Annotated in this window: 22 protein-coding genes and 1 riboswitch; of the genes, 15 read left to right on the top strand and 7 right to left on the bottom strand. The window is 63.3% G+C overall.

The window, feature by feature from the left end:
- Positions 1-8 precede the first annotated feature (8 nt).
- From AB688_RS25540 to AB688_RS25510, 7 genes are read left to right on the top strand one after another with little or no spacing between them, the layout of a single operon-like run.
- Positions 9-1,766 (top strand): carbamoyltransferase, encoded by a 1,758-nt coding sequence (locus AB688_RS25540; protein ID WP_054893141.1) that lies wholly within the window; start codon positions 9-11, stop codon positions 1,764-1,766.
- Positions 1,750-2,880 carry a glycosyltransferase gene (locus AB688_RS25535; RefSeq protein WP_063546469.1) on the top strand — a complete coding sequence of 377 codons (1,131 nt, stop codon included), beginning with the start codon at positions 1,750-1,752 and terminating at the stop codon, positions 2,878-2,880. Before AB688_RS25540 ends, AB688_RS25535 begins: the two co-directional genes overlap by 17 nt.
- Positions 2,880-3,776 carry an antimicrobial resistance protein Mig-14 gene (locus AB688_RS25530; protein WP_054893143.1) on the top strand — a complete coding sequence of 299 codons (897 nt, stop codon included), beginning with the start codon at positions 2,880-2,882 and terminating at the stop codon, positions 3,774-3,776. Before AB688_RS25535 ends, AB688_RS25530 begins: the two co-directional genes overlap by 1 nt.
- Positions 3,773-5,176, top strand: a complete 1,404-nt coding sequence (locus AB688_RS25525; protein WP_063546467.1) for a PIG-L deacetylase family protein — start codon at positions 3,773-3,775, stop codon at positions 5,174-5,176. Before AB688_RS25530 ends, AB688_RS25525 begins: the two co-directional genes overlap by 4 nt.
- 46 nt (positions 5,177-5,222) lie before the next feature.
- Entirely contained in the window at positions 5,223-6,179 is a 957-nt protein-coding gene (locus AB688_RS25520; RefSeq protein ID WP_063546465.1) for a glycosyltransferase, read from the top strand.
- A gap of 58 nt (positions 6,180-6,237) precedes the next feature.
- Positions 6,238-7,011 (top strand): glycosyltransferase family 2 protein, encoded by a 774-nt coding sequence (locus AB688_RS25515; protein WP_063546463.1) that lies wholly within the window; start codon positions 6,238-6,240, stop codon positions 7,009-7,011.
- Between the two features lie 48 nt (positions 7,012-7,059).
- A complete protein-coding gene (locus AB688_RS25510; protein WP_063546461.1) occupies positions 7,060-8,151 on the top strand; it encodes a glycosyltransferase in 1,092 nt (363 codons plus the stop codon).
- Between the two features lie 3 nt (positions 8,152-8,154).
- Here the strand turns inward: AB688_RS25510 and AB688_RS25505 are convergent, their stop codons facing one another.
- Positions 8,155-8,760: a hypothetical protein gene (locus AB688_RS25505; RefSeq protein ID WP_063546459.1), complete on the bottom strand. Its 606-nt coding sequence runs from the start codon at positions 8,758-8,760 to the stop codon at positions 8,155-8,157.
- A gap of 100 nt (positions 8,761-8,860) precedes the next feature.
- On the opposite strand from AB688_RS25505, the gene AB688_RS25500 reads away from it, so the two are divergent.
- The 3 genes from AB688_RS25500 to hldE all read left to right on the top strand — a co-directional run bounded on the left by AB688_RS25500 (position 8,861) and on the right by hldE (position 13,411).
- On the top strand, positions 8,861-10,036 hold the full coding sequence (locus AB688_RS25500; RefSeq protein ID WP_063546457.1) for an O-antigen ligase family protein: 1,176 nt from the start codon (positions 8,861-8,863) through the stop codon (positions 10,034-10,036).
- 15 nt (positions 10,037-10,051) lie between these two features.
- Positions 10,052-11,860 (top strand): lipid A export permease/ATP-binding protein MsbA, encoded by a 1,809-nt coding sequence (msbA, locus tag AB688_RS25495; RefSeq protein WP_054893200.1) that lies wholly within the window; start codon positions 10,052-10,054, stop codon positions 11,858-11,860.
- A 129-nt stretch (positions 11,861-11,989) separates the two neighbouring features.
- Positions 11,990-13,411, top strand: coding sequence for a bifunctional D-glycero-beta-D-manno-heptose-7-phosphate kinase/D-glycero-beta-D-manno-heptose 1-phosphate adenylyltransferase HldE (hldE, locus tag AB688_RS25490; protein WP_063546455.1), 1,422 nt, complete (start codon positions 11,990-11,992; stop codon positions 13,409-13,411).
- Positions 13,412-13,477: 66 nt separating this feature from the next.
- Here the strand turns inward: hldE and AB688_RS25485 are convergent, their stop codons facing one another.
- The 4 genes from AB688_RS25485 to AB688_RS25470 all read right to left on the bottom strand — a co-directional run bounded on the left by AB688_RS25485 (position 13,478) and on the right by AB688_RS25470 (position 16,868).
- Complete coding sequence (locus AB688_RS25485) at positions 13,478-14,446, bottom strand: hypothetical protein (RefSeq protein WP_063546453.1); 969 nt, start codon at positions 14,444-14,446, stop codon at positions 13,478-13,480.
- Between the two features lie 37 nt (positions 14,447-14,483).
- A complete protein-coding gene (locus AB688_RS25480; RefSeq protein ID WP_063546451.1) occupies positions 14,484-15,296 on the bottom strand; it encodes an aldo/keto reductase in 813 nt (270 codons plus the stop codon).
- Entirely contained in the window at positions 15,293-16,468 is a 1,176-nt protein-coding gene (locus AB688_RS25475; RefSeq protein WP_063546449.1) for an NAD(P)/FAD-dependent oxidoreductase, read from the bottom strand. Before AB688_RS25475 ends, AB688_RS25480 begins: the two co-directional genes overlap by 4 nt.
- A gap of 67 nt (positions 16,469-16,535) precedes the next feature.
- Positions 16,536-16,868, bottom strand: coding sequence for a DMT family transporter (locus AB688_RS25470; RefSeq protein WP_054893153.1), 333 nt, complete (start codon positions 16,866-16,868; stop codon positions 16,536-16,538).
- An 87-nt stretch (positions 16,869-16,955) separates the two neighbouring features.
- Between AB688_RS25470 and AB688_RS25465 the strand changes: the two genes are divergently transcribed.
- The 3 genes from AB688_RS25465 (at position 16,956) to AB688_RS25455 (ending at position 19,799) form a co-directional block, all read left to right on the top strand.
- Complete coding sequence (locus tag AB688_RS25465; RefSeq protein WP_063546447.1) at positions 16,956-17,846, top strand: LysR family transcriptional regulator; 891 nt, start codon at positions 16,956-16,958, stop codon at positions 17,844-17,846.
- A 100-nt stretch (positions 17,847-17,946) separates the two neighbouring features.
- Positions 17,947-19,227: a lipid IV(A) 3-deoxy-D-manno-octulosonic acid transferase gene (gene waaA, locus AB688_RS25460; protein WP_063546445.1), complete on the top strand. Its 1,281-nt coding sequence runs from the start codon at positions 17,947-17,949 to the stop codon at positions 19,225-19,227.
- Between the two features lie 137 nt (positions 19,228-19,364).
- On the top strand, positions 19,365-19,799 hold the full coding sequence (locus AB688_RS25455; RefSeq protein ID WP_063546443.1) for a hypothetical protein: 435 nt from the start codon (positions 19,365-19,367) through the stop codon (positions 19,797-19,799).
- 44 nt (positions 19,800-19,843) lie between these two features.
- Here AB688_RS25455 and AB688_RS25450 read toward each other — a convergent pair whose 3' ends face one another.
- Positions 19,844-21,280, bottom strand: a complete 1,437-nt coding sequence (locus tag AB688_RS25450) for a TolC family outer membrane protein (protein ID WP_063546441.1) — start codon at positions 21,278-21,280, stop codon at positions 19,844-19,846.
- A 160-nt stretch (positions 21,281-21,440) separates the two neighbouring features.
- Positions 21,441-21,548, top strand: a riboswitch (TPP riboswitch).
- A gap of 158 nt (positions 21,549-21,706) precedes the next feature.
- On the opposite strand from AB688_RS25450, the gene thiC reads away from it, so the two are divergent.
- Positions 21,707-23,587 (top strand): phosphomethylpyrimidine synthase ThiC, encoded by a 1,881-nt coding sequence (thiC, locus tag AB688_RS25445; protein WP_063546439.1) that lies wholly within the window; start codon positions 21,707-21,709, stop codon positions 23,585-23,587.
- A 164-nt stretch (positions 23,588-23,751) separates the two neighbouring features.
- The gene (gene cytX / locus AB688_RS25440) at positions 23,752-25,035 is read left to right on the top strand and encodes a putative hydroxymethylpyrimidine transporter CytX (protein WP_063546437.1); all 1,284 of its coding nucleotides are present in this window, start codon (positions 23,752-23,754) and stop codon (positions 25,033-25,035) included.
- Here the strand turns inward: cytX and AB688_RS25435 are convergent.
- Complete coding sequence (locus tag AB688_RS25435) at positions 25,004-25,750, bottom strand: RsiV family protein (protein ID WP_054893160.1); 747 nt, start codon at positions 25,748-25,750, stop codon at positions 25,004-25,006. The two genes, cytX and AB688_RS25435, sit on opposite strands and share 32 nt — an antisense overlap.
- Between the last annotated feature and the right edge of the window lie 108 nt (positions 25,751-25,858).

Genomic DNA, 25,858 nt, shown 5'->3' with positions numbered 1-25,858 from the left:
CTAGTCCCTTGGCATTGACGATTCTTGGCCTGTCCGGCGCCCTTAGCCATGACCCTTCCGCGGCCTTGTACATCGACGGCAAGCTGGTTGCCGCTGCAGAAGAAGAGCGCTTCGTGCGTGACAAGCATGCGAAGAACCGCATGCCCTACGAATCGGCGAAGTTCTGCCTGGAGCAGGCCGGTATCAAACCGTCCGACGTTGATGTGGTGGCCATTCCGTTCGCCCCCATCAGCCTGTTCGGCAAGGCCCGCTGGCACTACGCCAAGCGCTACTGGTACGCCCCGGACCGCGCCCTCGATGCGATCCTGATGGGCAACCGTCGCTACAAGCGCTACCGCAAGAAGATCGTCTGGTGCCTGGAGCAACTGGGCTTCGACCCGAAAAAGGTCAAGATCGAACCGGTCGAGCACCACCTGGCCCACGCCTCCAGCGCTTATCACTGCTCGGGCTTCAAGGAAAAGACCGCGATCCTGGGTATCGACGGCAAGGGCGAGTACGCCACCACCTTCTTCGGCTACGGCGAAAACGGCAAGATCCACAAGATCAAGGAGTTCTTCGACCCGGATTCGCTGGGCGGCCTGTACGGCGCGATCACCGAGTTCCTGGGCTTCGAGATGCTCGATGGCGAGTTCAAGGTCATGGGCATGGCCCCGTATGGCGACGCCAGCAAGTACGATTTCTCCCGTCTGGCCAGCTTCGAGAACGGCGAACTGGTGATCAACACCGAGTACGCCAACGTTATCGGCCTGCGTCGCTATAAAGAGAAGGGCAAGGGCTTCTACTTCTCACCCAAGCTGATCGAATGGCTGGGCCCCAAGCGCGAAGGCGATATCGCCGACGAGCCGTACATCCATTACGCGGCCAGCATGCAGGCGCTGTTCGAAAAGCTCGCCTTGCAGATGATCGACCATTACCTGGGCGACATCCTCAAAGAGACCGGCAAGCTGGCCTTCGCCGGTGGCTGTGCGCTGAACGTCAAGCTGAACCAGAAGATCATCGCCCGCCCCGACCTCAAGGAGCTGTTCGTCCAGCCGGCCTCCGGCGACGCCGGTACCGCGGTCGGTGCAGCGGCCTACGTGTCCCACGCCCGTGGCGTGCCGGTCGAGAAGATGGAGCACGTCTACCTCGGCCCTGCGTACTCCAACGAGGACGTTATCGCTGCCTGTGCCCGCCATCCGAATGCGCCGAAGTGGCGCAAGCTCAACGACATGCCGCAGCGCATCGCCAAGATCATGGTCGACGGCAATCCGGTGGCCTGGTTCCAGGGCCGCATGGAGTTCGGCCCGCGTGCACTGGGTGGTCGTTCGATCATCGGCTGCCCGAGCGTGCCGAACGTCGCCGATCGTATCAACGAGCAGATCAAGTTCCGCGAGCGCTGGAGACCATTCTGCCCGTCGATGCTCGACACCGTTGCACCGCAGATGATCAAGATCGACCATCCCGCGCCGTTCATGACCTTCACTTTCGAAGTGGCCGAAGAGTGGAAGACCCGTGTGCCGGAAGTGGTGCACGAGGATGGCACCTCGCGTGCCCAGGTGCTCAAGCGTGAGTACAACCCGCGCTACTACGACATGATGAAGGCGCTCGAGGAGCTGACCGGCAACGGCGTGTCGCTGAACACTTCGCTCAATCGCCGTGGCGAGCCGATGATCTGCTCGCCTACCGACGCGCTGAACATGTTCTACGGTTCGGATCTGCAATACCTGATCATGGAAGACATCCTGGTGGTCAAGGACGGCGCGGCCGCGTATGACCAGCCGCTCTGACCTGCGTGTCCTGCAGTTCTGCCATGGCTACGACGGGCCGTTCCTCGACTGCGCCCGTCAGTACGCCAGCCTGTTCGAGGGGCGTGGCTACAAGGTCACCACGGTTTTCCTTACCGGCAAGGCCAACGCGCAGGTGGCTGCAGGCTGTGCATCCGACGAAGTGCTGTTTCTCGAGTTCAGCTCCAAGGCCGTACGCGGCCTGAAGCTGGGCGCGATCCGCGCGCTGCGCAAGATCGCGGCCGAGCGCCGTTTCAGCTTCTGCATCGCCCACCGCTTCAAGCCGATCTACGTCGCGCTGCTGGGTACCGGCTTGCCGGTGATCGGCGTGCATCATGCCTTCGGCGATTACCAGCGCAAGGGGCGACGTCTGTTCGCCAACCTGTTTCGCAAACGCTTGAGCCTGCTGGGTGTGTCCGACGCGGTGCGTGACGACATGCGCCGCTGTCTGGCGCAATGGCCGCACGAACGCATCCAGACGCTGTACAACCGTATCGACGTCGAGGCGCTGCAGGCCAGTCTCGTGCCGCGCGACGAGGCGCGGCGTGCCCTGGGGCTCGATGCACAGGCGTGGATCGTCGGCAACGTCGGCCGTCTGCACCCGGACAAGGACCAGGCGACCCTGCTGCGCGGTTTCGCCGAGGCGTTGCCTGGCCTGCCGGCCAATGCGCGTCTGGTAGTGCTGGGCAAGGGGCGGCTGGAAGACACGCTCAAGGCCCAGGCAGCCGAACTGGGGATTGCCGACCGTGTCGACTTTCTTGGCCAAGTGCCGGATGCCCGCCGCTATTTCCAGGCGTTCGATGTGTTTGCCCTGAGCTCTGACCACGAACCCTTCGGCATGGTCCTGCTGGAGGCGATGGTCGCTGGCGTGCCGTTGTTGGCCACGGCCTGTGGCGGTGCGCGCGAGGTAGTCGAAGGGGTAGGTGTGCTGTTCCCGCTGGGCGACGCCGGGCAACTGGCGCAGGGGCTGAAGCACATGGCCGGGCTGAGCGTCGATCAGCGTCGCGAATGCGCGCAACTGATGCTGCGGCGTCTGCGCGAGCGATTTTCCGACGCAGCCGTGCGCCAGGCGTTCTGGCAATTACCACAGGTGCGTGCACTGGAGGCTCGCAGCTGATGCTCAATCATCTGAAGGCCTGGCGCGAACGCGGCTGGGCCGTTATCGATGCGAACGAGTATGCGCACACCTGGCAGCGTTTCGGCGGCAGTGTCGCCACTCATCCGTTGGTGGTCGAGCAACTGGCCGAACTTGCACAGATTCCGGTGCGCTACCTGGGCTGGCGCCAAGGCGGCGAGCTCGTGGCGGCAGTCCCTACCTGGGGGCGTCACCTGGCGTTGTCCAAGGATGTTCTCAAGCGTCATGGCAAGAAGGGGCTGTTCGACCTGGGCAATGCCGAGCTCATCCTGCCTGCAGCGGTTGATGCTGCTGCGCCCTTGCGCCACGCCGGGCGCTACCTGTCGGAGCTCAATCACGGGCGCTTCGAGGGCTTGAAACCCCAGGCCGAGCAATTGGCCATGGCGCGCCCGCATGAAGATCTGTCGAAGAAGTTTCGCTACAACCAGCGCCGCGAACTGCGCCTGCTGGAGGAGGCCGGTGGCGTGGTGCGTCCGATCACCGACTTCAGTGGTGCCGAGATCGCCGCGATGTACTGCGACCTGTTCCAGCGCCGCTGGAGCTTCCCTGCGACCGGCGCCGCGCGTATGGATGAGGTGGTCGAGCGCTTGCGCGAGCTGCTGATCGGCTCGGTGCTGTTTCTCGAGGACAAGCCGATTGCCATCCAGCTGATTTACCGGGTCGAGTCGCCTGAATGGATCAGCGTCGAGTACGTCAACGGTGGTGTTGACCCTGAGACCAAGGCGTTCAGCCCCGGCAGCGTGCTGAGCTTCCTCAATACCCAGGCCGCCTGGGAAGACGCCAACGCCCGTGGCAAGGCCCTGCGTTTCTCATTCGGCCGTGCCGACCGTGAATACAAGGACCGTTGGTGCAACCCGGTCCCGGTGTACCAGGCATGAGTCGCAAGCAGCAATTGCTCAAGCGCCACCGGCGCAACAAGCGCCTCGGGCTGGTGATCGGGTTGTTGCTGCTGATCGCATTGGGCGCGCTGAGCTGGTGGTGGCTGCCACTGTTGCTGCTGCCGCTGGTCTGGGCCGCCCACGAAGCCTGGTTCGCCGACCATCTGTTCTACGCGCCCGGCGAAGATTATGCCTTCGACTTCGGCGAGCACAGCCGTGTCGAGGCCGTCGGCATTCAAGACGGCGTGCTGAAGAGCGCTGCATCGTTCAGCGATGATGACACGCTGATCCTCGAGGTTCGTGTGAAGTCTGGGTGGCTTGGTCGCTTTCTCGATCCTCGGGTCGAGCTGGTCGCGGACGCCATGCATGACAGCCAGACCTTCGAGCGCGGCGTCGATGGTGTGCGTTTTCTCAACCTGACCGGCCTTGGCGCGGCACTGCGCGATGGGCGACTGCGCCTGCTCGGGCGCCACTGCCGACTGCTGGGCGAGCCGCGCCTGTGGATAACCCCGGCTGTGGAGTTGCGCCGCCGTCGGGTCATGGTGATCGCGCCCCATGCTGACGATGCAGAGCTGGCGGCTTATGGGCTCTACAGCCAGGCCGACGAGGCCTGGGTGGTCACACTGACCGCTGGCGAGATCGAGGCCGAGCACTACCAACAGATGGGTCTGGCCAAGGCCGAGGCGGCGCAGCTCAAAGGGCGCCTGCGCGCCTGGGACAGTATTGCCGTGCCACGTTGGGCCGGGGTGCCGGAGGCCCGTTGTGTGCAGTTGGGCTATTTCTGTCTGCAATTGCCTGCCATGCAGGCTGCGCCCGATCAGCCTGCGGCCTCGCGTGAGGCGGACATGGCCGATATCCGGCCGTTCCGTCGTTTCAATCCGTTTCCGCTGCCGGCCGATGCCGATGGTGCGCCGACCTGGAACAACCTGCTGGCCGACTTGCGCGTGCTGCTGCAAATGGCCCGCCCAGAGATTCTGGTCATGCCGCACCCGCAGCTCGATCCACACCCGGATCATCTCTGTGCCCAAGCGGCTGTGCTCGAAGCCCTGCAGGGGTTGGACTGGCAGCCGCAGACCTTGTTGTGCTACGCCAACCACCTGCACGACAACGACCGCTGGCCCATGGGTGACAGCGGTGATGGCATTGCCCTGCCGCCGCAACTCGAAGCTGGCCAGCCCTGGGCGCCCTGCAGCCTGGTGCTGGACGTGCCGACCCAGCGCGACAAGGCCATGGCGCTGGGCATGATGCACGACCTGCAGCCTCCGGCGCCGTTCAAGCGTCGCCTGCGGCGTCTGTTGCAGCGCTGGCTGGCCGGGCGTCGACCGTCGCCTTACGGGGAGAACGAATTCTTCCGCAAGGCGGTGCGTCGACATGAACTGTTCTGGCGCCGCGAGCAGTGAGTGCCCGATGATTGACCGCGATGGCGTCACGCCCCCAAGGAATGCAATGAAAGTCCTATTTCTGGTGCAGAAGGAACAACGGGCCATCCTCGATCGCCTGTACGACGGCGTTGCGGCCAACTGCGAGTGCGACTTGCGCTGGTTGTCGAGCGACGACCAGCGCAACCTGCGGCGCTACTTCAAGCGTGAAGTGGACGTCGAGCGCTATGACCGTATCGTCTTTTTCCTGCGCTTCAAGCAGGAGATCCGCCAGGTCGGCTTCATTCGCACGATCCCTAATCTGGTGATCCTCGAGCACGATGCCTACCAGAACTACATTCCCTGCAAATACACCGGCAAGTTCAGCGCGCACTACCGCAAACTGCCTTGGGCGCGAGTGATCAGCTCTGGCTACATGGTCAGCGAGCGCCTGCGCCAGGAAGGTTTCGATGCGGTGTTCGTGCCCAAGGGCTATGACGAGCAATTGCTGACCGACCAGGGGCGTGAGCGTGATATCGAACTGGCCTTTGTCGGCAGCACCAAGAGCGTCGCCTATAGCGGCCGCAAGGCGTTGCTCGATGAACTGGGGCAGGTGGAAAACCTGGTGGTGACTCGTACCAAGTCCGGTGAAGACTACTGCAACACGCTCAACCGTATTCGCTTCTTCGTCAGTGCCGACGTTGGCATGGGCGAGTACATGATCAAGAACTTCGAGGCCATGGCCTGTGGCTGCGTGCTGCTGGCTTTCGACCAGGGCGAGGCGGAAAACCGTGCGTTGGGTCTTGAGGACATGCACAACGTGGTGCTGTACGACAGCATCCCGGTGCTGCAGGAGAAGTTGCGGACATTACGCGCCGATCCGGCATTCGCCGAACGCATCGCCGCCAATGGCCGCGAACTGGCGGTTTCTGGCTTTAGTTTTGCCCAGGTCGGGCGTAGCATCGTCGACCACATGATGCCCCCCCTCAGACCACGAGCGCCGCTTAGTGCGTGGCAGCGTCTGCGTCTGAAACTGGGGCTTTGAACCACATCAACCTGTCCATCGGACGGATTGGAAATGGCCGCAAGGCGGAGGGAGCCCAGTGCGCTTCTCGGAAAACAGTGACATCACGCTGGTGGTAACCAGCTGCGGGCGTTTCGACCTGCTCAAGACAACGCTGGAAAGCTTCGACCGCTACAACACCGCGTCGATCCGTGAGGTGTTCATCACCGAAGATTCGGGAGACGATGCGGTTCACGCTGCCGTCCCCGAGCATTGGAAGGCCCACTGCAAGGTGTTCGTCAACCGGCCCAAGCTGGGGCAACTGGCGTCGATCGACCTGGCCTACAGCCACGTCAAGACGCCCTACATCTTCCATTGCGAGGATGACTGGAGCTTCTATCGCCAGCACTTTGTCGAGGACTCCCGGCTGATCCTCGAGGCCAGCCCGCAGATCCTGCAGGTATGGCTGCGCAGCCATGCTCACGACCTGGCGATCCACAGCCCGTACATCCGCCTGGGAGACCGTCAGGTTATCGCCAATGTGCCCTGCTACCCCTTGCTTTCAGAAAAAGCCGATTGGCAGGCTTTCTCTCTGAATCCAGGATTGCGTCGGCTGAGCGATTACCAGACTTGTGCACCATTTGCTGCCTATTCTGGAGAGAAGGCGCTGTCGCGCCGTTATGCCGAGCTGGGCCTGACCGCCGTCACGCTCGAGGGCGATGCGGTGCTCCATACTGGTTTCGGTAGCCATGTGACCTTGCCCGAGGAAGTCCAGCGCAAGGCCAAGCGTCGCCAGCGTGACCGGATCAAGCTGGTTGCCACGCTCGTTGCAGGAACATTGGTCGGTATTGGAATCGGCTTTCTTGCTCATTGAATCGGTTGACCTGGCGGTTGGCCTGTCGGGTATGAGGGAGCTATGCCGATGAATGTTGTCAATGTGATGTGGTCGGGAGGTGCCCCGTACATGTCAGTTCACAAGGTGCACCGTCAGATGCTGTGCCATGTAGCAGAAGGGGCCGAGATCACCAATTGGCTGCTGCTGGGCGATGGCCTGTGCTGCGGCGAGGGCGCGATCCGAGAGTGGCACATGCCGCCTCGCACGCTCAAAGGCCGCAGCTTCTGGCGGTGGTTGACACCTGTGCTGCGGCACCGCTTGTACAAGGCACTGCAGCAGACCCGCCCCGACGTCTTGCTGCTCGACGGCATGGGTGTTGCGCGCCTTGTGCTGCCGTTGATGCGACATTTCCCGGAGACACGAGTGACCGTGCTCTTTCATGGCTCGACCCGCATGCGCGGCAGCGACATTCGCTTGCTGCGCGCGGTCGAGGCGCACCGCCTGAGCATTGCCGCGGTTTCCCGCACCCTTGCCCAGGCGCTGGAGCAGGCCCTTGGTCGATCGGTCGATACCCTGCGTGTCGCACTGGATCCCCAGGTATTCGGCGCGGCGCTCTTCGAGCGTGACCACGCCAGGCGGTTGCTTGCCATTGTTCAGCGTCCAGGGCCTGTATTCGGCGCGGTGGGTCGGCTGGTGGAGAGCAAGGGCTTCGAGATGCTGATCGAGGCCTTTGCTCAGGTCCACCGGCAGCAACCGGACGCCCGTATGGTGATCCTCGGCGACGGCGAGCTGCGAGTGCGCCTCAACGCCCGCATCCAGTCGCTCGGTCTGGGCGATAGTGTGCAGCTATGTGGTTACCGTCCCGATTTGTCGCAACTCTACCGTGCCTTCGACTGGCTGTTGGTGCCTTCGCGCTCGGAGGGGTTGGGGATGGTACTGCAGGAAGCCGTGCTGGCCGATGTGCCGGTGCTATGCAGCGACCTGCCGGTGTTTCGCGAGCAATTGGGACAGGCCGGGCGCTACCTGCCGGTAGGAGACCAGGCCGCCTGGGCGCGTGCGATCGGGGAGTGCAACACACTCAGCGCAAAGGAGACGGCTGCCAGGCAGCGTGATGCGTTGGACCCGGAGCAGGCCTGGCAGGCATTCAGCCAGGGCTCGCGGGCTTTGTTGCGGGGCTGATGTTCAGCGCTCCAGCAGCGCTGACTTCAGTTCGGTGAGCGGGAAGTGATCGCCCAGTCGCTCCCGCTCGATGTAGTTCGCCAGATGCTGCACGTTGCGTCGAACCATGCGTGCCGACAGCGGAGGGCGCAGAAAGCGCATGTCGGCGACATCAATGAGGCCCAGCTGTTGCTCGGGGGTAACCACGACGTTGCCCAGGTGCAATGAGCGGAAGTAGATCCCTGAACGATGAAGGTGCCGGATCAGTGCGATCAGTGCAGGCAGGTAGTCATTCCAGCTGAACCCCGGTAGGCGCGAGCGCTGCAGCAGGGTTTCACCCGGCAGCGGGCGATAGAGCACTGCGGTGCGCCCCGGCAGATCCAGTTTGTGATGGCTGATCACTTCCAGAGTAGGGATGCCCAGTTGCACCAGGCGCGCTGCGTTGTCGATGAACCGCTGGGAGTAGGGGCGCAGCAGCGCAGATGAAATCAGACGTTTACGACGAAAAACCTTGAGGATATTGCCATCCTCGAGCAGGTAGACTTTGGCGCCGTAACTGTCGGCCTCCAGAACCCTGGCGCCGAGTGTCAGCTGATCGAAGTCGGGCTGGGAGAGTCGGGAGCATTGCATGGATGGGTGCCTTGTCTTCTGCAAGCAAAATGACTGGCAATAATGCCGAAAATAATGCGGTTGCACCATGACGGTGTCATTGGACTGATCGGGGGAAGGAATGCTGTATGAAAAACGCTGGGCCCAGGCCTGGCTCGGATTCGGTTTCGTCTGGTTCCTGGCGGCGATCGCCTTGGCACCGAGCAACAAGCTCTATCAGCAAGGCCTTATCCTGTTCCTCTGGCTACCGACCCTGGTATTCGCCTGGTCCGCCCGACATCTTTTAGTGAGCGGGTGGCGCCGTCAGCCGGCGCTCTGGTCGGCGATCGCACTTTTGTTGGTCTGGGGAGCGTTGAGCCTGGTGTGGTCATCCACCGAAGAGGGCGGTCGCGAGGGTAAGCGGCTGATCTATATCCTGCTGTCCCTTCTGGCTTTCCCGTTGCTCGCGCAGCTTGGGGCCTACCGTGTACGAGTGTTGTTGCGCATCGGTGGCGTTTTGATGGCGATTGCTGCACTGATTTCGGTCTACCGCTTCTATCACGTCGCCGGTAACCTGCTGGTTTCTCGTCTGGAGGGAATCGGTGAAATCAGCCATCCGATCCTGGGCGCCTACGTCGTCGGTGTCATGGCCGTCGTGATGCTCTACGATTGCCCGCGCAATCGCCTCGTGCAGTCGGGTTGGCTGCTGGCCCTGGCCTGCCTGGGTGCCTTCATTGCCTTCAGCCAGAGCCGCGGGGCGGGCGTGGCCTTGCTGCTCACTGTTCTGTTGGCGCCATTCTGGATGCGTGATCGGCTCAGCAAGCTGATCGCCGTGTCGTCGCTGCTGATCACAGTTGTTGCGGTATTCCTGTTCCAGGATCTGATCATGCAGCGGGGTTCCTCCTACAGGCCTGAAATATTCCAGTCCTCCGTGCAGATGATCGAACAGCACCCATGGACCGGCCTGGGGCTTGGTGCGTTCTACCGCGTGGAGGCACTGGGGATCCAGTTCGACCATACCCACAATATGCTCACTCACGTTGCCGTCGAACTGGGGCTGCCCGGTATGCTGTTGTGGATAGCAGTATGGCTGTTCGCGCTGCGCGAGATCCTGCGTGCCCGCGAGACGATGTTGGGCAAGCTGGCGCTGGCAGTTTGGGTGTTTTCAACCGTGGCCATGCAACTCGATGCCGCAAGCCTCACCGGTACCCCCCGCGCGGAGTGGTTCATCAGCTGGTTGCCGGTCGGTCTGGCGATGATGTTGCCGTGGGTGCATGCCGAGCGAAAAGCCTGTGGTAAAATTTCCGGTTCAACCTGAACAGCGAGCTCGATGATGGCCGAAACACCGCGACCGGCGGACAACCCCACCAGCCTGAAGATCTATTTCAGGCTGCTGGGCTATGTGAAACCCTACATCGGCATTTTCCTGCTGAGCATTATCGGTTTCGTGATCTTTGCCTCGACCCAGCCGATGCTGGCGGGGATCCTCAAGTACTTCGTCGATGGCCTGAGCAATCCGCAAGCGGTGTTGTTCCCCGACGTCCCCTACCTGCGCGACCTGCAATTGCTGCAGGCGGTGCCGTTGCTGATCATCCTGATCGCTGCCTGGCAAGGGCTCGGGTCGTTCCTCGGTAACTACTATCTGGCCAAGGTGTCCCTCTGCCTGGTCCACGACCTGCGCCTGGAGCTGTTCAACAAGTTGTTGGTGCTGCCCAACCGCTACTTCGACAGCCATAACTCCGGGCACCTGATCTCGCGCATCACCTTCAACGTCACCATGGTCACCGGTGCCGCCACCGACGCGATCAAGGTGGTGATCCGTGAAGGCCTGACCGTGGTGTTCCTGTTCATCTACCTGATGTGGATGAACTGGAAGCTCACCCTGGTGATGGTTGCCATCCTGCCGGTCATTGCAGTGATGGTGAGTACTGCCAGCAAGAAATTCCGCAAGCAGAGCAAGAAGATCCAGGTGGCCATGGGGGACGTCACCCACGTGGCCTCCGAAACCATCCAGGGCTACCGTGTGGTGCGCAGCTTCGGCGGCGAAGCCTACGAAGAGCGTCGATTCAGAAATGCCAGCCAGAGCAACACCGACAAGCAGCTGCGCATGAACAAGACCGGCGCCCTCTACACCCCGGCCCTGCAACTGGTGATCTACAGCGCCATGGCCGCGCTGATGTTCCTGGTGCTGTTCCTGCGTGGTGATGCCTCGGCTGGCGACCTGGTCGCCTACATCACGGCGGCTGGCTTGTTGCCCAAGCCGATTCGCCAGCTTTCGGAGGTCAGCTCGACCATTCAGAAGGGCCTGGCCGGCGCCGAGAGCATCTTCGAGCAGCTCGACGAGAAGCCCGAGGTGGACGGCGGTACCGTGGAGAAGGAGCGTGTCGAGGGCCGTCTGGAGGTGCGCAACCTGAGCTTCACCTATCCAGGCACCGAGCGTCAGGTGCTGACCGACATCAGCTTCGTCGCCGAGCCCGGGCAGATGATCGCCCTGGTGGGGCGTTCTGGCAGCGGCAAGTCGACACTGGCGGCGCTGATCCCGCGTTTCTACCACCACAACAAGGGCGAGATCCTGCTCGATGGTGTGGAAATCGAGGATTATCGCCTGCGTAACCTGCGCCGACATGTGGCTCAGGTGACTCAGCATGTCACCCTGTTCAACGACACCGTGGCCAACAATATCGCCTATGGCGACCTGGCCGGTGCGCCGCGCGAGGCCATCGAGGCTGCCGCGGCCGACGCTTACGCCAAGGAGTTCGTCGACCAACTGCCCAAGGGCTTCGACACCGAGGTCGGCGAGAATGGTGTGCTGCTGTCCGGTGGCCAGCGCCAGCGCCTGGCAATCGCCCGGGCGCTGTTGAAGAACGCTCCCTTGCTGATCCTCGACGAGGCGACCTCGGCACTGGATACCGAGTCCGAGCGTCATATTCAGGCGGCGCTCGACCATGTGATGGAAGGGCGCACCACCCTGGTGATCGCGCACCGTCTGTCGACCATCGAGAAGGCCGACCTGATCCTGGTCATGGACCAGGGGCGCCTGGTCGAGCGTGGTACCCATGCCGAACTGCTTGAGGCTAATGGCCATTATGCCCGCCTGCACGCCATGGGACTCGATGAGCCGGACAAGGCCGATATCACCTGAAACCCTCATGAATCGGGGCGTGTGTGCCCCGATTGTCACTGGAATTGTCCCCGCCGCAGTTGGCGTTAAAGCCGCCGGCTGCCGTGTGCTAATATCCTGCCCCTGTTCATTTTTCCATATGGGTTGCCCATGAAGTTGTCCATGCCGCGTTTCGATCAAGCCCCGGTACTGGTGGTCGGCGATGTGATGCTCGACCGCTACTGGCATGGCGGTACATCGCGTATCTCGCCGGAAGCGCCGGTACCGGTGGTCAAGGTCGACCAGATCGAGGATCGGCCCGGCGGTGCGGCCAACGTTGCCTTGAATATCGCGGCACTTGGCGCCCCGGCTTCGCTGGTGGGCGTCACCGGCCAGGACGAAGCGGCCGACAGCCTGGCCAACAGCCTGCAGGCTGCTGGTGTGCGCTCGGTGTTCCAGCGCATTGCGCACCAGCCCACCATCGTCAAGCTGCGGGTCATGAGCCGCCACCAGCAATTGCTGCGCATCGATTTCGAAGAGCCCTTCGCCACCGATCCGCTGTCGCTGGGGGCCGAGGTCGATGCGCTGCTCGGAGGCGTCAAGGTGCTGGTGCTGTCGGATTACGGCAAGGGCGCGCTGAAGAACCACCAGTCGCTGATCCAGGCTGCTCGCAGCAAGGGCATCCCGGTACTGGCCGACCCCAAGGGCAAGGATTTTTCCATCTATCGCGGTGCCAGCCTGATCACCCCCAACCTCAGCGAGTTCGAGACCATCGTCGGGCGTTGCGCCGATGAAGCCGAGCTGGTCGCCAAGGGTTTGCAATTGCTCGACGATCTTGACCTCGGCGCGCTGCTGGTGACCCGTGGGGAGCATGGCATGACCCTGCTGCGCACCGGTCATCCGGCCTTGCACCTGCCGGCCCGCGCCCGCGAGGTGTTCGACGTCACCGGTGCTGGCGATACCGTCATCTCGACGCTGGCGGCTGCCATTGCCGCAGGCGAGGACCTCCCGCATGCGGTGGCCCTGGCCAACCTGGCTGCGGGCATCGTCGTCGGCAAGCTGGGTACGGCGGCCATCAGCGCCCCGGAGTTGCGCCGGGCGATCCAGCGCGAAGAAGGCTCCGAGCGCGGTGTGCTGGGGCTCGAGCAGTTGTTGCTGGCCATCGACGACGCGCGTGCGCACAACGAGAAGATCGTCTTCACCAACGGTTGCTTCGACATTCTCCATGCCGGGCATGTGACGTATCTGGAGCAGGCCCGTTCCCAAGGGGATCGCCTCATCGTTGCGATCAACGACGATGCTTCGGTCAGCCGTCTCAAGGGGCCTGGGCGTCCGATCAACAGCGTCGATCGCCGCATGGCGGTGCTCGCCGGCCTGGGGGCGGTGGACTGGGTCATCAGTTTCCCTGAGGGAACACCTGAAAACCTGCTGCGCCAGGTCAAGCCGGATGTGCTGGTCAAAGGCGGCGATTACGGGATCGACCAGGTGGTCGGGGCGGATATCGTCAAGGCCTATGGCGGTACGGTGAAAGTGCTGGGTTTGGTCGAGAACAGCTCGACCACCGCGATCGTCGAGAAGATCCGCAAGAACTAAGCAGGTGCTGCATCGCGTACCACCGGTGATCGCGGGGCAGGTTGCAGCGGCCAGGCGCCGCTGCTGCTATTTATGCAGTGTGGTCTTTGCCCGCTGCAGCAACGCCCGCGCCTTGTCGCTGAATCGCTGCAGGTGCGAAGGCTTCTCGGGCCGGCTCTCCACCAACCCTTGCTGACGCACCCATTCCCGCCAGCGCACGCGCTCTTCCCTCACCACCCACCCATCCTGCAGGGCGAAGCTTTCGGCCAGGTACAGCCCGCGCGTGCTCGCGGGTATCAGCTGGTCCTTCTTCAGGGTGTACAGCTCCGCCAGTGGCTTGCCGTCCTTCAGGGGCATCAGATACAGGTCGGGGCGCTTGCGGTTGAGCCGGGCCACCAGTTGGTCGCCTTCCAGGCGCTCGTCGACGTGGAACAGGCTGAGCGACTTGGCCTCCTTGGGGACCTGCAGGCGCAGATCGTAGATCAGTTGCAGCGAGGCGGTGGGCAGGTGCACATAGGCCCGTGGTCGCTCGAGCAGCATCAGGTTGCCGCAGTGTACCGGCCGCGCCGCGCCCGAGGCCGGGCTCAGGGTGAAGGGCAGGGCTTCGCGGTAGTGCAGGGCCGCGGCATAAGGGGCGGGTAGCCAGGTGTCGTTGAAACGTCCGCCCAGCCAGCCTTCCGGGGTTTCCAGCAGGCATTCTTCTGCCACTTCCTGGATGGCCGTGTGCAGCGGGAGGTTGAGCTCCTGGGCAGGTACGTAACCGGAGATCAGCTTGAGTACGACATCGCCGCGGTCCTGGCGGCGCTGACGCACCAGCACCCAGTAGTCGCGGTTCTGCCAGTTGAGGGTCAGGCGTACCGAAACGCCCAGGTTGGCCAGTTCGATGACGAAGCGTTCGCTGTCATCCAGCTGGATCGCCTTGCGCCGTTGCAGAGTCTGGGCGAAGTTCAGCGGCATACCGATGCTCTGGTAGCTCAGGCGTTCCGGGGTGGCTTCTACATGCAGCGGCAGGGTCTTGAAGTTGCTCGGGTTCTTGCGGATAAGCGTACGCGCCACGAGGCTCCTCCTTGCATTCGGCGGCCGCGTGAGCGGCTCAGGCCTGGCCCAGAATACGGGCGACGGTGGCCACGTTGTGGGCCAGGTGCAACGGATTGATGGTGCCGACAATAGCACTGCTGACCCCCGGATGGGCGAACAGCAGCTCGAAGCTGGCCTGGACCGGGTCGACTCCTGGAGACAGGCAGATATGCCCGCTGGCCAGGGCCTTCTTCACCAGGATGGCCTTGCCGTGTTCGGCAGCGTAGTCCAGCACCGGGCGCTCCGCCTGCTCGTTGAGGTTGTAGGTGATCATCGCGCAGTCGCCCTGTTCCAGTGCTTTCAGGCCGCCGTCGGCGGTCTTGCCGGAAAAGCCGTAGCCGAGGATCTTACCTTCCTGCTTGAGCGCGGCGAGTGTCTGGTAGACCTCTTGCTGCTCGAGGATGGCCAGGTCATTGCCGTCGGAGTGCACCAGTACCAGTTCGATACGGTCGGTTTCCAGGCGCTTGAGGCTGCGCTCGACTGAGCGTCGGGTATGGGCGGCGCTGAAATCGAAGTGCGACAGGCCGTTTTCGAACTCTTCGCCGACCTTGCTGACGATGATCCAGTCGTTACGCTGGCCACGCAGCAATGGGCCGAGACGCTCTTCACTGCGACCATAGGCCGGCGCGGTGTCGATCAGGTTGATGCCCAGCTCGCGCGCCTGCGACAGCAGCAGGCGGGCCTCGTCGTCGCCGGGGATGGTGAAGCCGTTGGGATACTTCACGCCCTGGTCGCGGCCAAGCTTGACCGTGCCCAGCCCCAGTGGCGATACCTTCAGGCCGGTGCCGCCCAAGGGGCGGTGGAAATCGTGCAGGGTCGGCAGGCTCATGGCAGCAGTTGCTCCCAGGCCGGCACGCCGAGTGGGGGACGCGGCAAGTCTGTCAGGTCGGCCTGGGCGCTCGGGCGAATACCATCGCGCTCGAAGGCGGCCAGGACGCGGTCGGAGAAGTCTGGCGCCAGCGCCAGCTTGGTCGGCCAGCCAACCAGCAGGCGTTCCTGCTCGCTGAGGAAGGCGTTGTCGGGGCGTACCAGGCCCGACTGTGCGGGCTCGGCGCGATCGACGCGCAAGGTGGCCCAGCGCACTTGGCTTTGATCGACCCAGGGCAGCAGGCCGGCGATCTCTTTTTGCGCTGCGGCAATCTGCGCGGCTGGCTCGCGGGCCACGCCATCGGCTTCGGCGAGGTCGCCGCCCAGGTACCAGACCCACTGGCCATCGGCCGCCGGGTGGGTGGTCACGGTGACCCGTGGCTTGGTGCCACCGCCCAGGCAGTGGGCGTACAGCGGCTTGAGGTTGGGGCCTTTGGCCAGGACCATATGCAAGGGGCGGCGCTGCTGCGCGGGTTGGCTCAGGCCGAGGGCATGCAGCAGGTCCTCGGTGCCGCCGCCGGCACTGAGCACGATGCGTTGGGCGCGGATCTCGCGACCATCGACCTTCAGGCCGACCAGCGCCTGGCCTTCGTGCAGTGGCTCGATCCGCTCGCCAGCGAGCAAGCTGTCACCGGCCAGTTGCGCGAGGTTGCCGAGCAGGCTGGGTACATCGATGACCAGCTCGGCCAGACGGTAGACCTTGCCTTTGAAGGCGCGGTCCTGCAGGGCCGGTGGCAACTGCTCGCCCTTGACCTGATCGACCCGGCCGCGCACGGCCTTGCTGGCGAAGAAGCTGGTGAGGTTGCCGGCCAAGGTGCCGGGCGACCATAGATAGTGGGCATCGGAGAGCAGGCGGGTGTCGCGCAGGTCCAGCTCGCCGCTGCCGGCCAGGGCCTCGCGCCAGCGCCGCGGCATGTCGGCGATGGCCTCCGAAGCGCCGGTCAGCGCGCCATGCAGGGCGTACTTGGTGCCGCCATGGATGATGCCCTGGGACTTGATGGTCTGCTCGCCGCCAAGGCTGGCGCGCTCCACCAGCACCGTCGAATAGCCCTGGCGACGCAGCCGGGCATTGAGCCAGAGGCCTGCGACCCCGGCGCCGACGATGAGTGCGTCAGTGGAAATGGCGGATGGCATGCGGGCACCTCGAAAACTGGAACGATTGCCCAGTATACAGCCCGTGCCCGGCAATGTTGCCTATCGATCAATGCCCAGCAGTCTTGGAGAAGAGCTGGATCACCACCACACCCCCTACGATCATCGCCATCCCCAGCATGGCCGGTACATCCAGCTTCTGCCCATAGATCACCAGCGCTGCGATGCTGATCAGCACGATCCCCATGCCGGACCACACCGCGTAGGCGATACCCACTGGAATGCTGCGCACCACCAGCGTGAGCATCCAGAAGGCCACGGCATAGCCACACACCATCAGCAGCAACGGCAACGGCGTACTCAGGCCCTTGACCGCTTTCATCGAAGCGGTGGCGATGACCTCGGCGCAGATGGCGATGGCGAGATAGGTGTAGGCATTCATGATCGGTTTCCTCTGGTTACTGGTCGGGCATTCTAGGTTGTTCCTGATTGCGGTAAAGTCATTACCTATCGATTCTGGAGATAGGTAATGGCCGAACAGTGGAACCTTGAACAGTTGCGGCTATTCGTCCAGGTCGCCGAGCTACGCTCGTTTTCTGCCGTGGCCCGTGCCCAGCGCAAGGCGCAGTCGGCCGTGAGCAACGCCATTGCGCTGCTCGAAGCAGACCTTGGCGTGATCCTTTTCGAACGCAGCAGTGGTCGTCAGCCGCGTCTGACCGAAAGTGGCGAAGCCTTGCTACGTGACGCTCAGGAGTTGTTGCGCCAGTGCGAGCGGCTCGATGGTCGCGCCCAGGCCTTGATGCGCGGCCAGGAACCGCTGCTGCGGGTGGCCCAGGATGAAGCCATGCCCTACCAGCCGGTGATCGACAGCCTTGATGAGTTGGCCAGCCAGTTCCCCTTTCTCCAGGTGCAACTGGCCAGTGGCGCACAGGGCGACGTGGCGCGCAAGCTGGTCGGGCGGCGGGCAGATCTCGGCTTGTTTTTTCATCACGAAAGCATCCCGGACTCGCTGGAGCGCCGTACCCTGGGCAGTGTCGAGATGGTCACGGTCTGTGCTGCGTATCATCCGCTTGCCCATGCCGGACGGGTAACCTGTCAGCAGCTGGCGCGTCACCGGCAGTTGCTCATCGCCCCACAGGACAGCGACTATCCGGGCGGCGAGCCGGTCAGCGCTCAGGTCTGGCGTGCCGACAGCTTCTACGTCATGGCCGAGTTGCTGATGCGCGGTCTGGGCTGGGCCTGGCTGCCACGGCACGTGGTGCAGTACCCGACGTACCAGGCGCACATGGTCGAGCTCGATAGCGAATGGCGCCCGCCGGCGCTGGTTGCCGAGCTGGCCTGGCGGCGCGACGAGCCGCTTGGGCCGGCAGCCCAATGGCTGGCTGAGCGCTTTGCCATGCACCTGCGGGCAATCGGCTAGTCTGACAGACCTTTTTCCCGTGAATCTGAGGTGGCTGTCTTCAACGTAGTATGGGCGAGTGCAGACACATTTCAGACAGACCCTAGTAAACTGCGGCGCCATGAACAGAACCCTCTACACCCTGCTGTTTCACCTGGGCCTGCCGCTGGTCGCGCTGCGCCTGTTCTTGCGTGGGCGCAAGGCGCCAGCGTATCGCCAGCGCATCGCCGAGCGCTTTGCCTGCAAGCTTCCGGCCATGCGCCAGGGCGGTATCTGGGTGCATGCGGTATCGGTGGGCGAGAGCATCGCTGCGGCGCCGATGGTCAAGGCACTGCTCGCGGCTTACCCGGACCTGCCCATTACGCTGACCTGCATGACCCCGACCGGCTCGGAGCGTATCCGCGCGATGTTCGCCAGCGAGCCGCGGGTCCAGCATTGTTATCTGCCCTACGATCTGCCCTGGGCAGCGGCGCGCTTCCTCGATCATGTGCGTCCGAAGCTGGGCATCATCATGGAAACCGAACTGTGGCCCAACCATATCCACCAGTGCGCCAGGCGCGGTATTCCCGTGGCCCTGGCCAATGCGCGGTTGTCGGAGCGTTCGGCACGCGGTTATGCTCGTTTCGCCGGCCTGACCCGGCCGATGCTCGAAGAGATGAGCCTGATTGCGGTACAGACCGAGACCGAGGCCGAGCGTTTCCGCAGTCTGGGCGCCCGTGCGCAGTGCGTGCAGGTGACCGGTTCGATCAAGTTCGACCTGAAGGTGCACGATCAACTACTGCCACATGCCCGCCAGTTGCGCGAGCAGTGGTCGGCCCTGCAGCGGCCAGTGTGGATTGCCGCCAGCACTCATGAGGGCGAGGATGCGCTCATTCTCGAAGCCCACCAGCGCCTGCTGCAGGTGCATGGCGATGCACTCCTGATCCTGGTGCCACGTCACCCGGAGCGTTTCGATGCGGTGCATGAACTGTGTCGCGAACGTTTCACCACGGTGCGACGTTCTTCGGGTGCGGCGGTAGACGGGCAGGTCCAGGTCCTGCTTGGCGATACCATGGGCGAGTTGATGTTCCTCTACGCCTTGGCTGATATCACCTTCGTGGGCGGCAGCCTGGTGCCCACTGGCGGGCACAATCCGCTGGAGCCGGCAGCGCTCGCATTGCCGGTAATTACCGGCCCGCACGTGTTCAACTTCCTCGAGATCAGCGCGATGTTGCGTGAAGCTGGTGCGTTACAACAGGTGGACGACGCCGAAGGACTGGCCGCTGCGGTCCGACGCCTGATTGAGCTTCCCCAGGATTGTCGGCGCATGGGCGAGGCAGGCAGGGCGGTGATGCAGGCCAACCAGGGTGCCCTGCAACGATTGCTCGAGGCCCTTGGGAAGCTCATCCAGACGCGTTCATGATGTCCTCTTTCGACCGTCTGCATGGATGTGTTCGGCATGAGATCAGGGTGGTAATTATGTGGCGATGTGGCTGAGTGGGATGTCAGTAGGCTCGACATGAGGATGCCGCTGGGGCATCCCTATTGGAGAACTACCACATGCGCTCTCTTGCCCTGTCTTTCGCTTTGCTCATGGCGTCGCTTCCCGCATTCGCATACCTGGCACCTCGGCCTGTCGAGACCGGAGGATTCGACGGTCCCTGGATTGAGATGCTCGTGGATCATGCGGATCCTAACGCAAACGTCGATGTGTATGGCGACACCTTCGTTGTGGACGACCAAGCTTCGTTCAACGTGGACGATGTAAGTCGAGGAGGGTTGTATTTCGTTGAACGGGAGCTAGGGAGTAACGACTTCCATGAGTCGTTCTCGCTGGCTAGCGGTGACCGCACCTGCATCTACACTATCAAGTACACGGCCGAAACAGCGAGTCTGCAGCCCTCTGCAAGCTCGACGGGCCCCGAATTGGCCTCCTGCACGCATGAGCTGACGCAGGATGGTAATCGACATACCGTGAAATTTGTCATGGACTGAACTGCACAACGGGCGAGCCGCCAGCTCGCCCCTTGTCATGTTCTTCAGGGCCGCCGCTCGAAGTTCTTCGCGGCTGCGGCCGCAAGATCCGGCGGCAGGAAGTCCTTGTCCGGGTTGTAGTCGGCTTTCAGGTAGCGCCCCAGGTCTTGAAGGTCTTGCGGGCTCAGCGTGCCGGCGGCCTGCTTGAGGCGAAGGTTGTCGAGGATGTAGTCGTAGCGGCTGTTGTTGTAGTCGCGCACCGAAGTGTAGAGCTGGCGCTGCGCATCGAGCACGTCGACGATGTTGCGGGTGCCGACCTGGTAGCCGATCTCGGTGGCTTCCAGGGCGCTCTGGTTGGAGATGATCGACTGTTTGCGGGCCTGCACCTGCTCCACATCGGTATTCACCGCGCGGTGCAGGTTGCGAGTGTTCTCCACCACCTGGCGGCGCAGGCTTTCGCGCTGCTGTTCGCTTTGGCTCAGGCGGGCATAGGCTTCACGCACCTGCGAGCTGGTCAGCCCGCCGCTATAGATCGGAATGTTCAGTTGCAAGCCAATGCTGGTCTGCTCCACGTCACCGCCGTAGCGCACGCCGGGTTGCGGCGCGGGGTTGGTGAAGCCGAGGTTGTCGTTGTCGCCCTTCTGGTAACGCGCCACGGCATCGAGGGTCGGGGCATGGCCGGCCTTGCGCTGGCGCAAGGTTTCCTCGGCGGCATCGACGGCGTGGTTGGTCGCCAGCAGGTTGAGGTTCTGCCGTGCGGCGGTCTCCACCCAGGCCTTGGCGTCGTTGGGCGCCGGTACCTGCACCGGCAAGCTGTGGACCACACCCTGCAGCGACCCATACTCGCGGTTGGTCAAGGTCACCAGCGCCTCGAAGGCGTCCTGCACCTGGCGCTCGGCGATGATCCGATTGGCACGGGCGGTGTCGTAGCTGGCCTGGGATTGCAGCACGTCGGTCTTGTCGGAGAGCCCGACGTCGAAACGCTCGTTGGACTGGTCGAGCTGGCGCTTGAACGCTGCCTCCTCGGCCTTGGTCGAAGCCAGGTTGTCCTGCGCGCGCAAGACGGCGAAATAGTTTTCGGCCGTTTGCAGGATCAGGTTCTGCTCGGTGGCCGACAGCTCCAGCGCCGCTTGCTCGTTGACCGCCTCGGCGGCCTGCAGTTGGAACCAGCGGTCGGCACGGAAGATCGGCTGCGACAGCGTGGCACTCCAGGAGTTACCGCTGCGGTTGGAGGTGATCGAGGGTTCGTCCAGCTTGGTGCGGGTGTTCATCATTTCCGCACCGGCGGACAGATTGGGCAGCAGGCCTGCCCTGGCCTGCGGTACCACTTCACGGCGGGCGCCGTAGTCGGCGCGTGCGGCGGCGAGGTCGGCGTTGTTGTTCACCGCTTCCTGGTAGACGCTGACCAGGTCGGTCTTCACCGTCGTGGGCACATCCACTGCCCAGACCACTCCGTTGGACGCACAAGACACGGCAATCGCCAGTGAAAGTTTGCGCAGCATAGGGCAATCCTTGTACGAAATTGAATTTCTGAACTGTTGAGTTTCGTGCGATGCGCCAGTGTAGTGCCGCTGGCTGTCGGCAACAATCCGCCTGTTGCACCTTTCGTCTCTCGTGCATTTACGCGCTTGGCTTTGCCGACCACTCCAGTCTAGACTGCGCACGTTCTTGTCGGGGTGCCTTGAATCGAAGGCTGAGATCGGAGAGTTTCCGGATCCCGTTGAACCTGATCAGGTTAGCGCCTGCGTAGGGAACAAGATTGCTCGCCTTCCCGGGGAGCCTCTTGTGCCAGGTCCGGGAATGTCAGGCTGTCGTGCAGCCAAGGCACCCCATGTATCCGGCACTGCACTCCATCCAAGGGGTGCGTCCGCGCCTTTCAGGTTCTCCCCGACATTCCGCCCGCTAGGAAGCTGTCTGGAGAGCCTGTGATGAGTAAACAAGAAAAAGCGATCAGCCTGAGCGAGTCGGCCAAAGTCGACCAGCAGTCCGTGCAACCCTTGCCCAATTCGCGCAAGGTCTACGTCCAAGGCTCGCGCCCGGACATCCGCGTGCCCATGCGCGAGATCAGCCTGCACGACACCCCCACCGACTTCGGCGGCGAGAAGAACGCGCCGGTGCTGGTCTATGACACTTCCGGCCCCTACACCGATCCCAACGTCATCATCGATGTGCGCAAGGGCCTGGGCGATGTGCGTTCGGCCTGGATCGACGCGCGTGGCGATACCGAGCGCCTCGAAGGCCTGAGCTCGAATTTCGGCCAGCAGCGCCTGAACGACGCCGAACTCGCCAAGCTGCGCTTCGCCCACGTTCGCAACCCTCGCCGCGCCAAGGCCGGTGCCAACGTCTCGCAGATGCACTACGCGCGCCAGGGCATCATCACCGCCGAGATGGAATACGTCGCCATCCGCGAGAACATGAAACTGCAGGAGGCCCGCACTGCCGGCTTGCTCGACCAGCAGCACGCTGGTCACAGCTTCGGGGCCAGCATCCCGAAGGAGATCACCCCCGAATTCGTACGTGAAGAGATCGCCCGCGGTCGCGCGATCATCCCTGCCAACATCAACCACACCGAACTCGAGCCGATGATCATCGGCCGCAACTTCCTGGTGAAGATCAACGGCAACATCGGCAACAGCGCCCTGGGTTCCTCGATCGAGGAAGAAGTGGCCAAGCTGACCTGGGGTATCCGTTGGGGCTCGGACACGGTCATGGACCTGTCCACCGGCAAGCACATCCACGAGACTCGCGAGTGGATCATTCGCAACTCGCCGGTCCCGATCGGCACTGTGCCGATCTACCAGGCCCTGGAAAAAGTCAACGGCGTTGCCGAAGACCTGACCTGGGAGCTGTTCCGCGACACCCTGATCGAGCAGGCCGAGCAGGGCGTGGACTACTTCACCATCCATGCCGGCGTATTGCTGCGCTATGTGCCGCTGACCGCCAAGCGCGTCACCGGCATCGTCAGCCGTGGCGGTTCGATCATGGCCAAGTGGTGCCTGGCGCATCACAAGGAGAACTTCCTCTACACGCATTTCGACGAGATCTGCGAAATCATGAAGGCCTACGACGTCAGCTTCTCGCTGGGCGATGGCCTGCGTCCGGGCTCGATCGCCGACGCCAACGATGCCGCCCAGTTCGGTGAGCTGGAAACCCTCGGCGAGCTGACCAAGATCGCCTGGAAGCACGACGTGCAGTGCATGATCGAAGGCCCAGGCCATGTGCCGATGCAGTTGATCAAGGAGAACATGGACAAGCAGCTGGAGTGCTGCGACGAGGCGCCGTTCTACACCCTCGGCCCGCTGACCACCGACATCGCACCGGGCTACGACCACATCACCTCCGGTATCGGTGCGGCGATGATCGGCTGGTTCGGCTGCGCCATGCTCTGCTACGTCACGCCCAAGGAGCACCTGGGCCTGCCGAACAAGGATGACGTCAAGACCGGCATCATCACCTACAAGATCGCCGCGCATGCCGCCGACCTTGCCAAGGGCCACCCGGGCGCGCAGATCCGCGACAACGCACTGTCCAAGGCGCGCTTCGAGTTCCGCTGGGAAGACCAGTTCAACCTCGGCCTGGATCCGGACACCGCACGCTCGTTCCACGACGAGACCCTGCCCAAGGAATCGGCCAAGGTTGCCCACTTCTGCTCGATGTGCGGGCCGAAGTTCTGTTCGATGAAGATCACCCAGGAAGTGCGCGAGTACGCGGCCAAGATCGAAGCCGTGGATGTGACCGCCGAGCAGGGCATGCGCGAGCAGGCCGAGCGGTTCCGCCAGGAAGGCAGCCAGCTTTATCACAAGGTGTAAGTGATGCCGGCAGGGTGGTGGTGAGCCACTCTGTCTTTGCATTTGTATCGAGGCCTCCGGCCCTTTCGCGGGCAAGCCCGCTCCGACAAACTAGGAGCGGGCTTGCCCGCGAAAGGGCCGGAGGCTTCACCACACATCCTCAACCCCTTTTGGCGACCCTTCCAATGACCACCCCCAGCCATTTCTCCCCCGATCATCCGGTCCCTTCCAGCCAGCGCTTGTTCGGTGCACGCGACCTGTTCTCGTTGTGGTTCTCCCTCGGCATCGGCCTGATGGTCCTGCAGGTTGGTGCCTTGCTCGCACCGGGCCTGGGCCTGGCGGGCTCGGTGCTGGCGATCGTGCTCGGTACGGCGGTCGGGGTGCTGTTGCTGGCGGCAGTGGGGGTGACCGGCAGCGATACCGGCCTTTCTGCGATGGCCGGTCTGCGCCTGTCGCTGGGACGCCATGGCGCGCGTCTGCCGGCGTTGCTCAACCTGCTGCAACTGGTCGGCTGGGGATCGTTCGAGATCATTGTCATGCGTGACGCCGCCAGCCTGCTGGGCGCACGCACCTTCGGCGAAGGCAGTGCCTGGAACAGCCCGCTGCTCTGGACCCTGTGCTTCGGCGCGCTGGCAACCCTGCTGGCCGTCAGTGGCCCGTTGGCCTTCGTGCGCAAGGTGTTGCGCAAGTGGGGGATCTGGCTGTTGCTCGGCGCCTGCCTGTGGCTGACATGGAATCTGTTCGCCAAGGCCGATCTTGCCGACCTCTGGCGGCGCCCAGGCGATGGCTCGCTGTCGCTGGCGGTGGGCTTCGATATCGTCATCGCCATGCCGCTATCGTGGCTGCCACTGATCGCCGACTACTCGCGCTTCGGCAAGCGTGCCAGCCGCGTCTTCGGCGGCACCGCGCTGGGCTTTTTCATCGGCAACGCCTGGCTGATGAGCCTGGGCGTCGCCTATACCCTGGCGTTCGCTCCGAGCGGCGAGGTGAATGCCATGCTGCTGGCGCTGGCCGGTGCAGGGCTGGGTATCCCGCTGTTGCTTATCCTGCTGGACGAGTCGGAAAACGCCTTTGCCGACATCCATTCGGCGGCAGTGTCCACAGGGCTGCTGGTGAGGCTGAAGGTCGAGCACCTGGCGCTGGCGATCGGTCTGCTGTGCACCCTGATTGCACTGTTGGCACCGCTGGCCCAGTACCAGAACTTCCTGCTGTTGATCGGTTCGGTGTTCGCGCCGCTGTTCGGTGTGGTGCTGATGGATCACTTCGTGATCCGCCGTCGCCGCCTGCCGCAGCAGGTGCCGGGACTGCATTGGCCGGCGCTGCTGGCCTGGCTGGCGGGGGTGGTGGTCTACCACCTGCTGGCGAACGAGGCGCCGGAGCTTGGGGCGACCCTGCCAGCCTTGCTGCTGGCAGGTGGCCTATATGGGGTACTGGGTGCTATCCGCGGCCGGGAAACAGTTCGGGCTTGATGACGCCGTTCAGGCGCGGATAAGGGATCTTCAGTTCGACGTGACCCATGGAATAGGGCGCGATCGCGTAGACCTCATACTTCACCACCACCGCGCCGTACGTCAGGGCGATGTGCGGCGAACGCTTGAATGGCCAGGTCTTCACGAACTCGGCGTCCTTGTCCATGCCGGTGCTGATCAGCCAGGCGCGGTGCGACTCCTCGACGGTCTTCCAGAACGTCTCTTCCTGGCCAGGCACCAGCATGTCCTGGAGCGTGAGCACCTTGTCCTGCTTGCGTGAATAGTTGATGAAGGCCCGCCCCGGCATGCCGTGGGCACCGCCGCTGTCCAGGTAACTGGACAGCTCGACGATCACCAGTCCGTCATGCTGCTCGCGTACCTTGGCCTGCAGGTAGCTGCTGTTGCGCGCTTGTGCGCTGGCCAGGTATTGCTGCTCATACTGCTGCAATGTGGTGGGTGTGGTACCGCGCTGGTTGTCTTCGGTCAGTTGCAGCAAGCGACGCTCGACGATGGCATCAAGCTTGGGCAGCGCCGGGAAGTGCACGGTGTCGATGTTCACCAGCGGGCAATCACGCTCGCTGCAACCGGGTTTGACGTGTTCCCAGGCGTCGCGCTTGACCTCGAGCGGTGCACGATAGTTGGGCGTGAACAAGCTCTGGCAGGCGCCGAGGGTCAACGCCAGCAGGGCGACGGCAGTCAGTTTGACGAGCGTCATGGTGATCCTTGCAGAACATGGATGATCGGCCTTGGACCGTCGGCAGGGCCTTCGGTTCGCCACTAAGCTAACAGAGTGAGGACAGCCTGTCCCGGTCGCCGGAAAGGG

Origin of the sequence: Pseudomonas putida (genome assembly GCF_001636055.1) — a bacterium.
GTDB lineage: Bacteria > Pseudomonadota > Gammaproteobacteria > Pseudomonadales > Pseudomonadaceae > Aquipseudomonas > Aquipseudomonas machongensis.
Note: the sequence above shows the minus strand (reverse complement) of the source record. Positions and strands in the feature narration are given on the sequence as shown.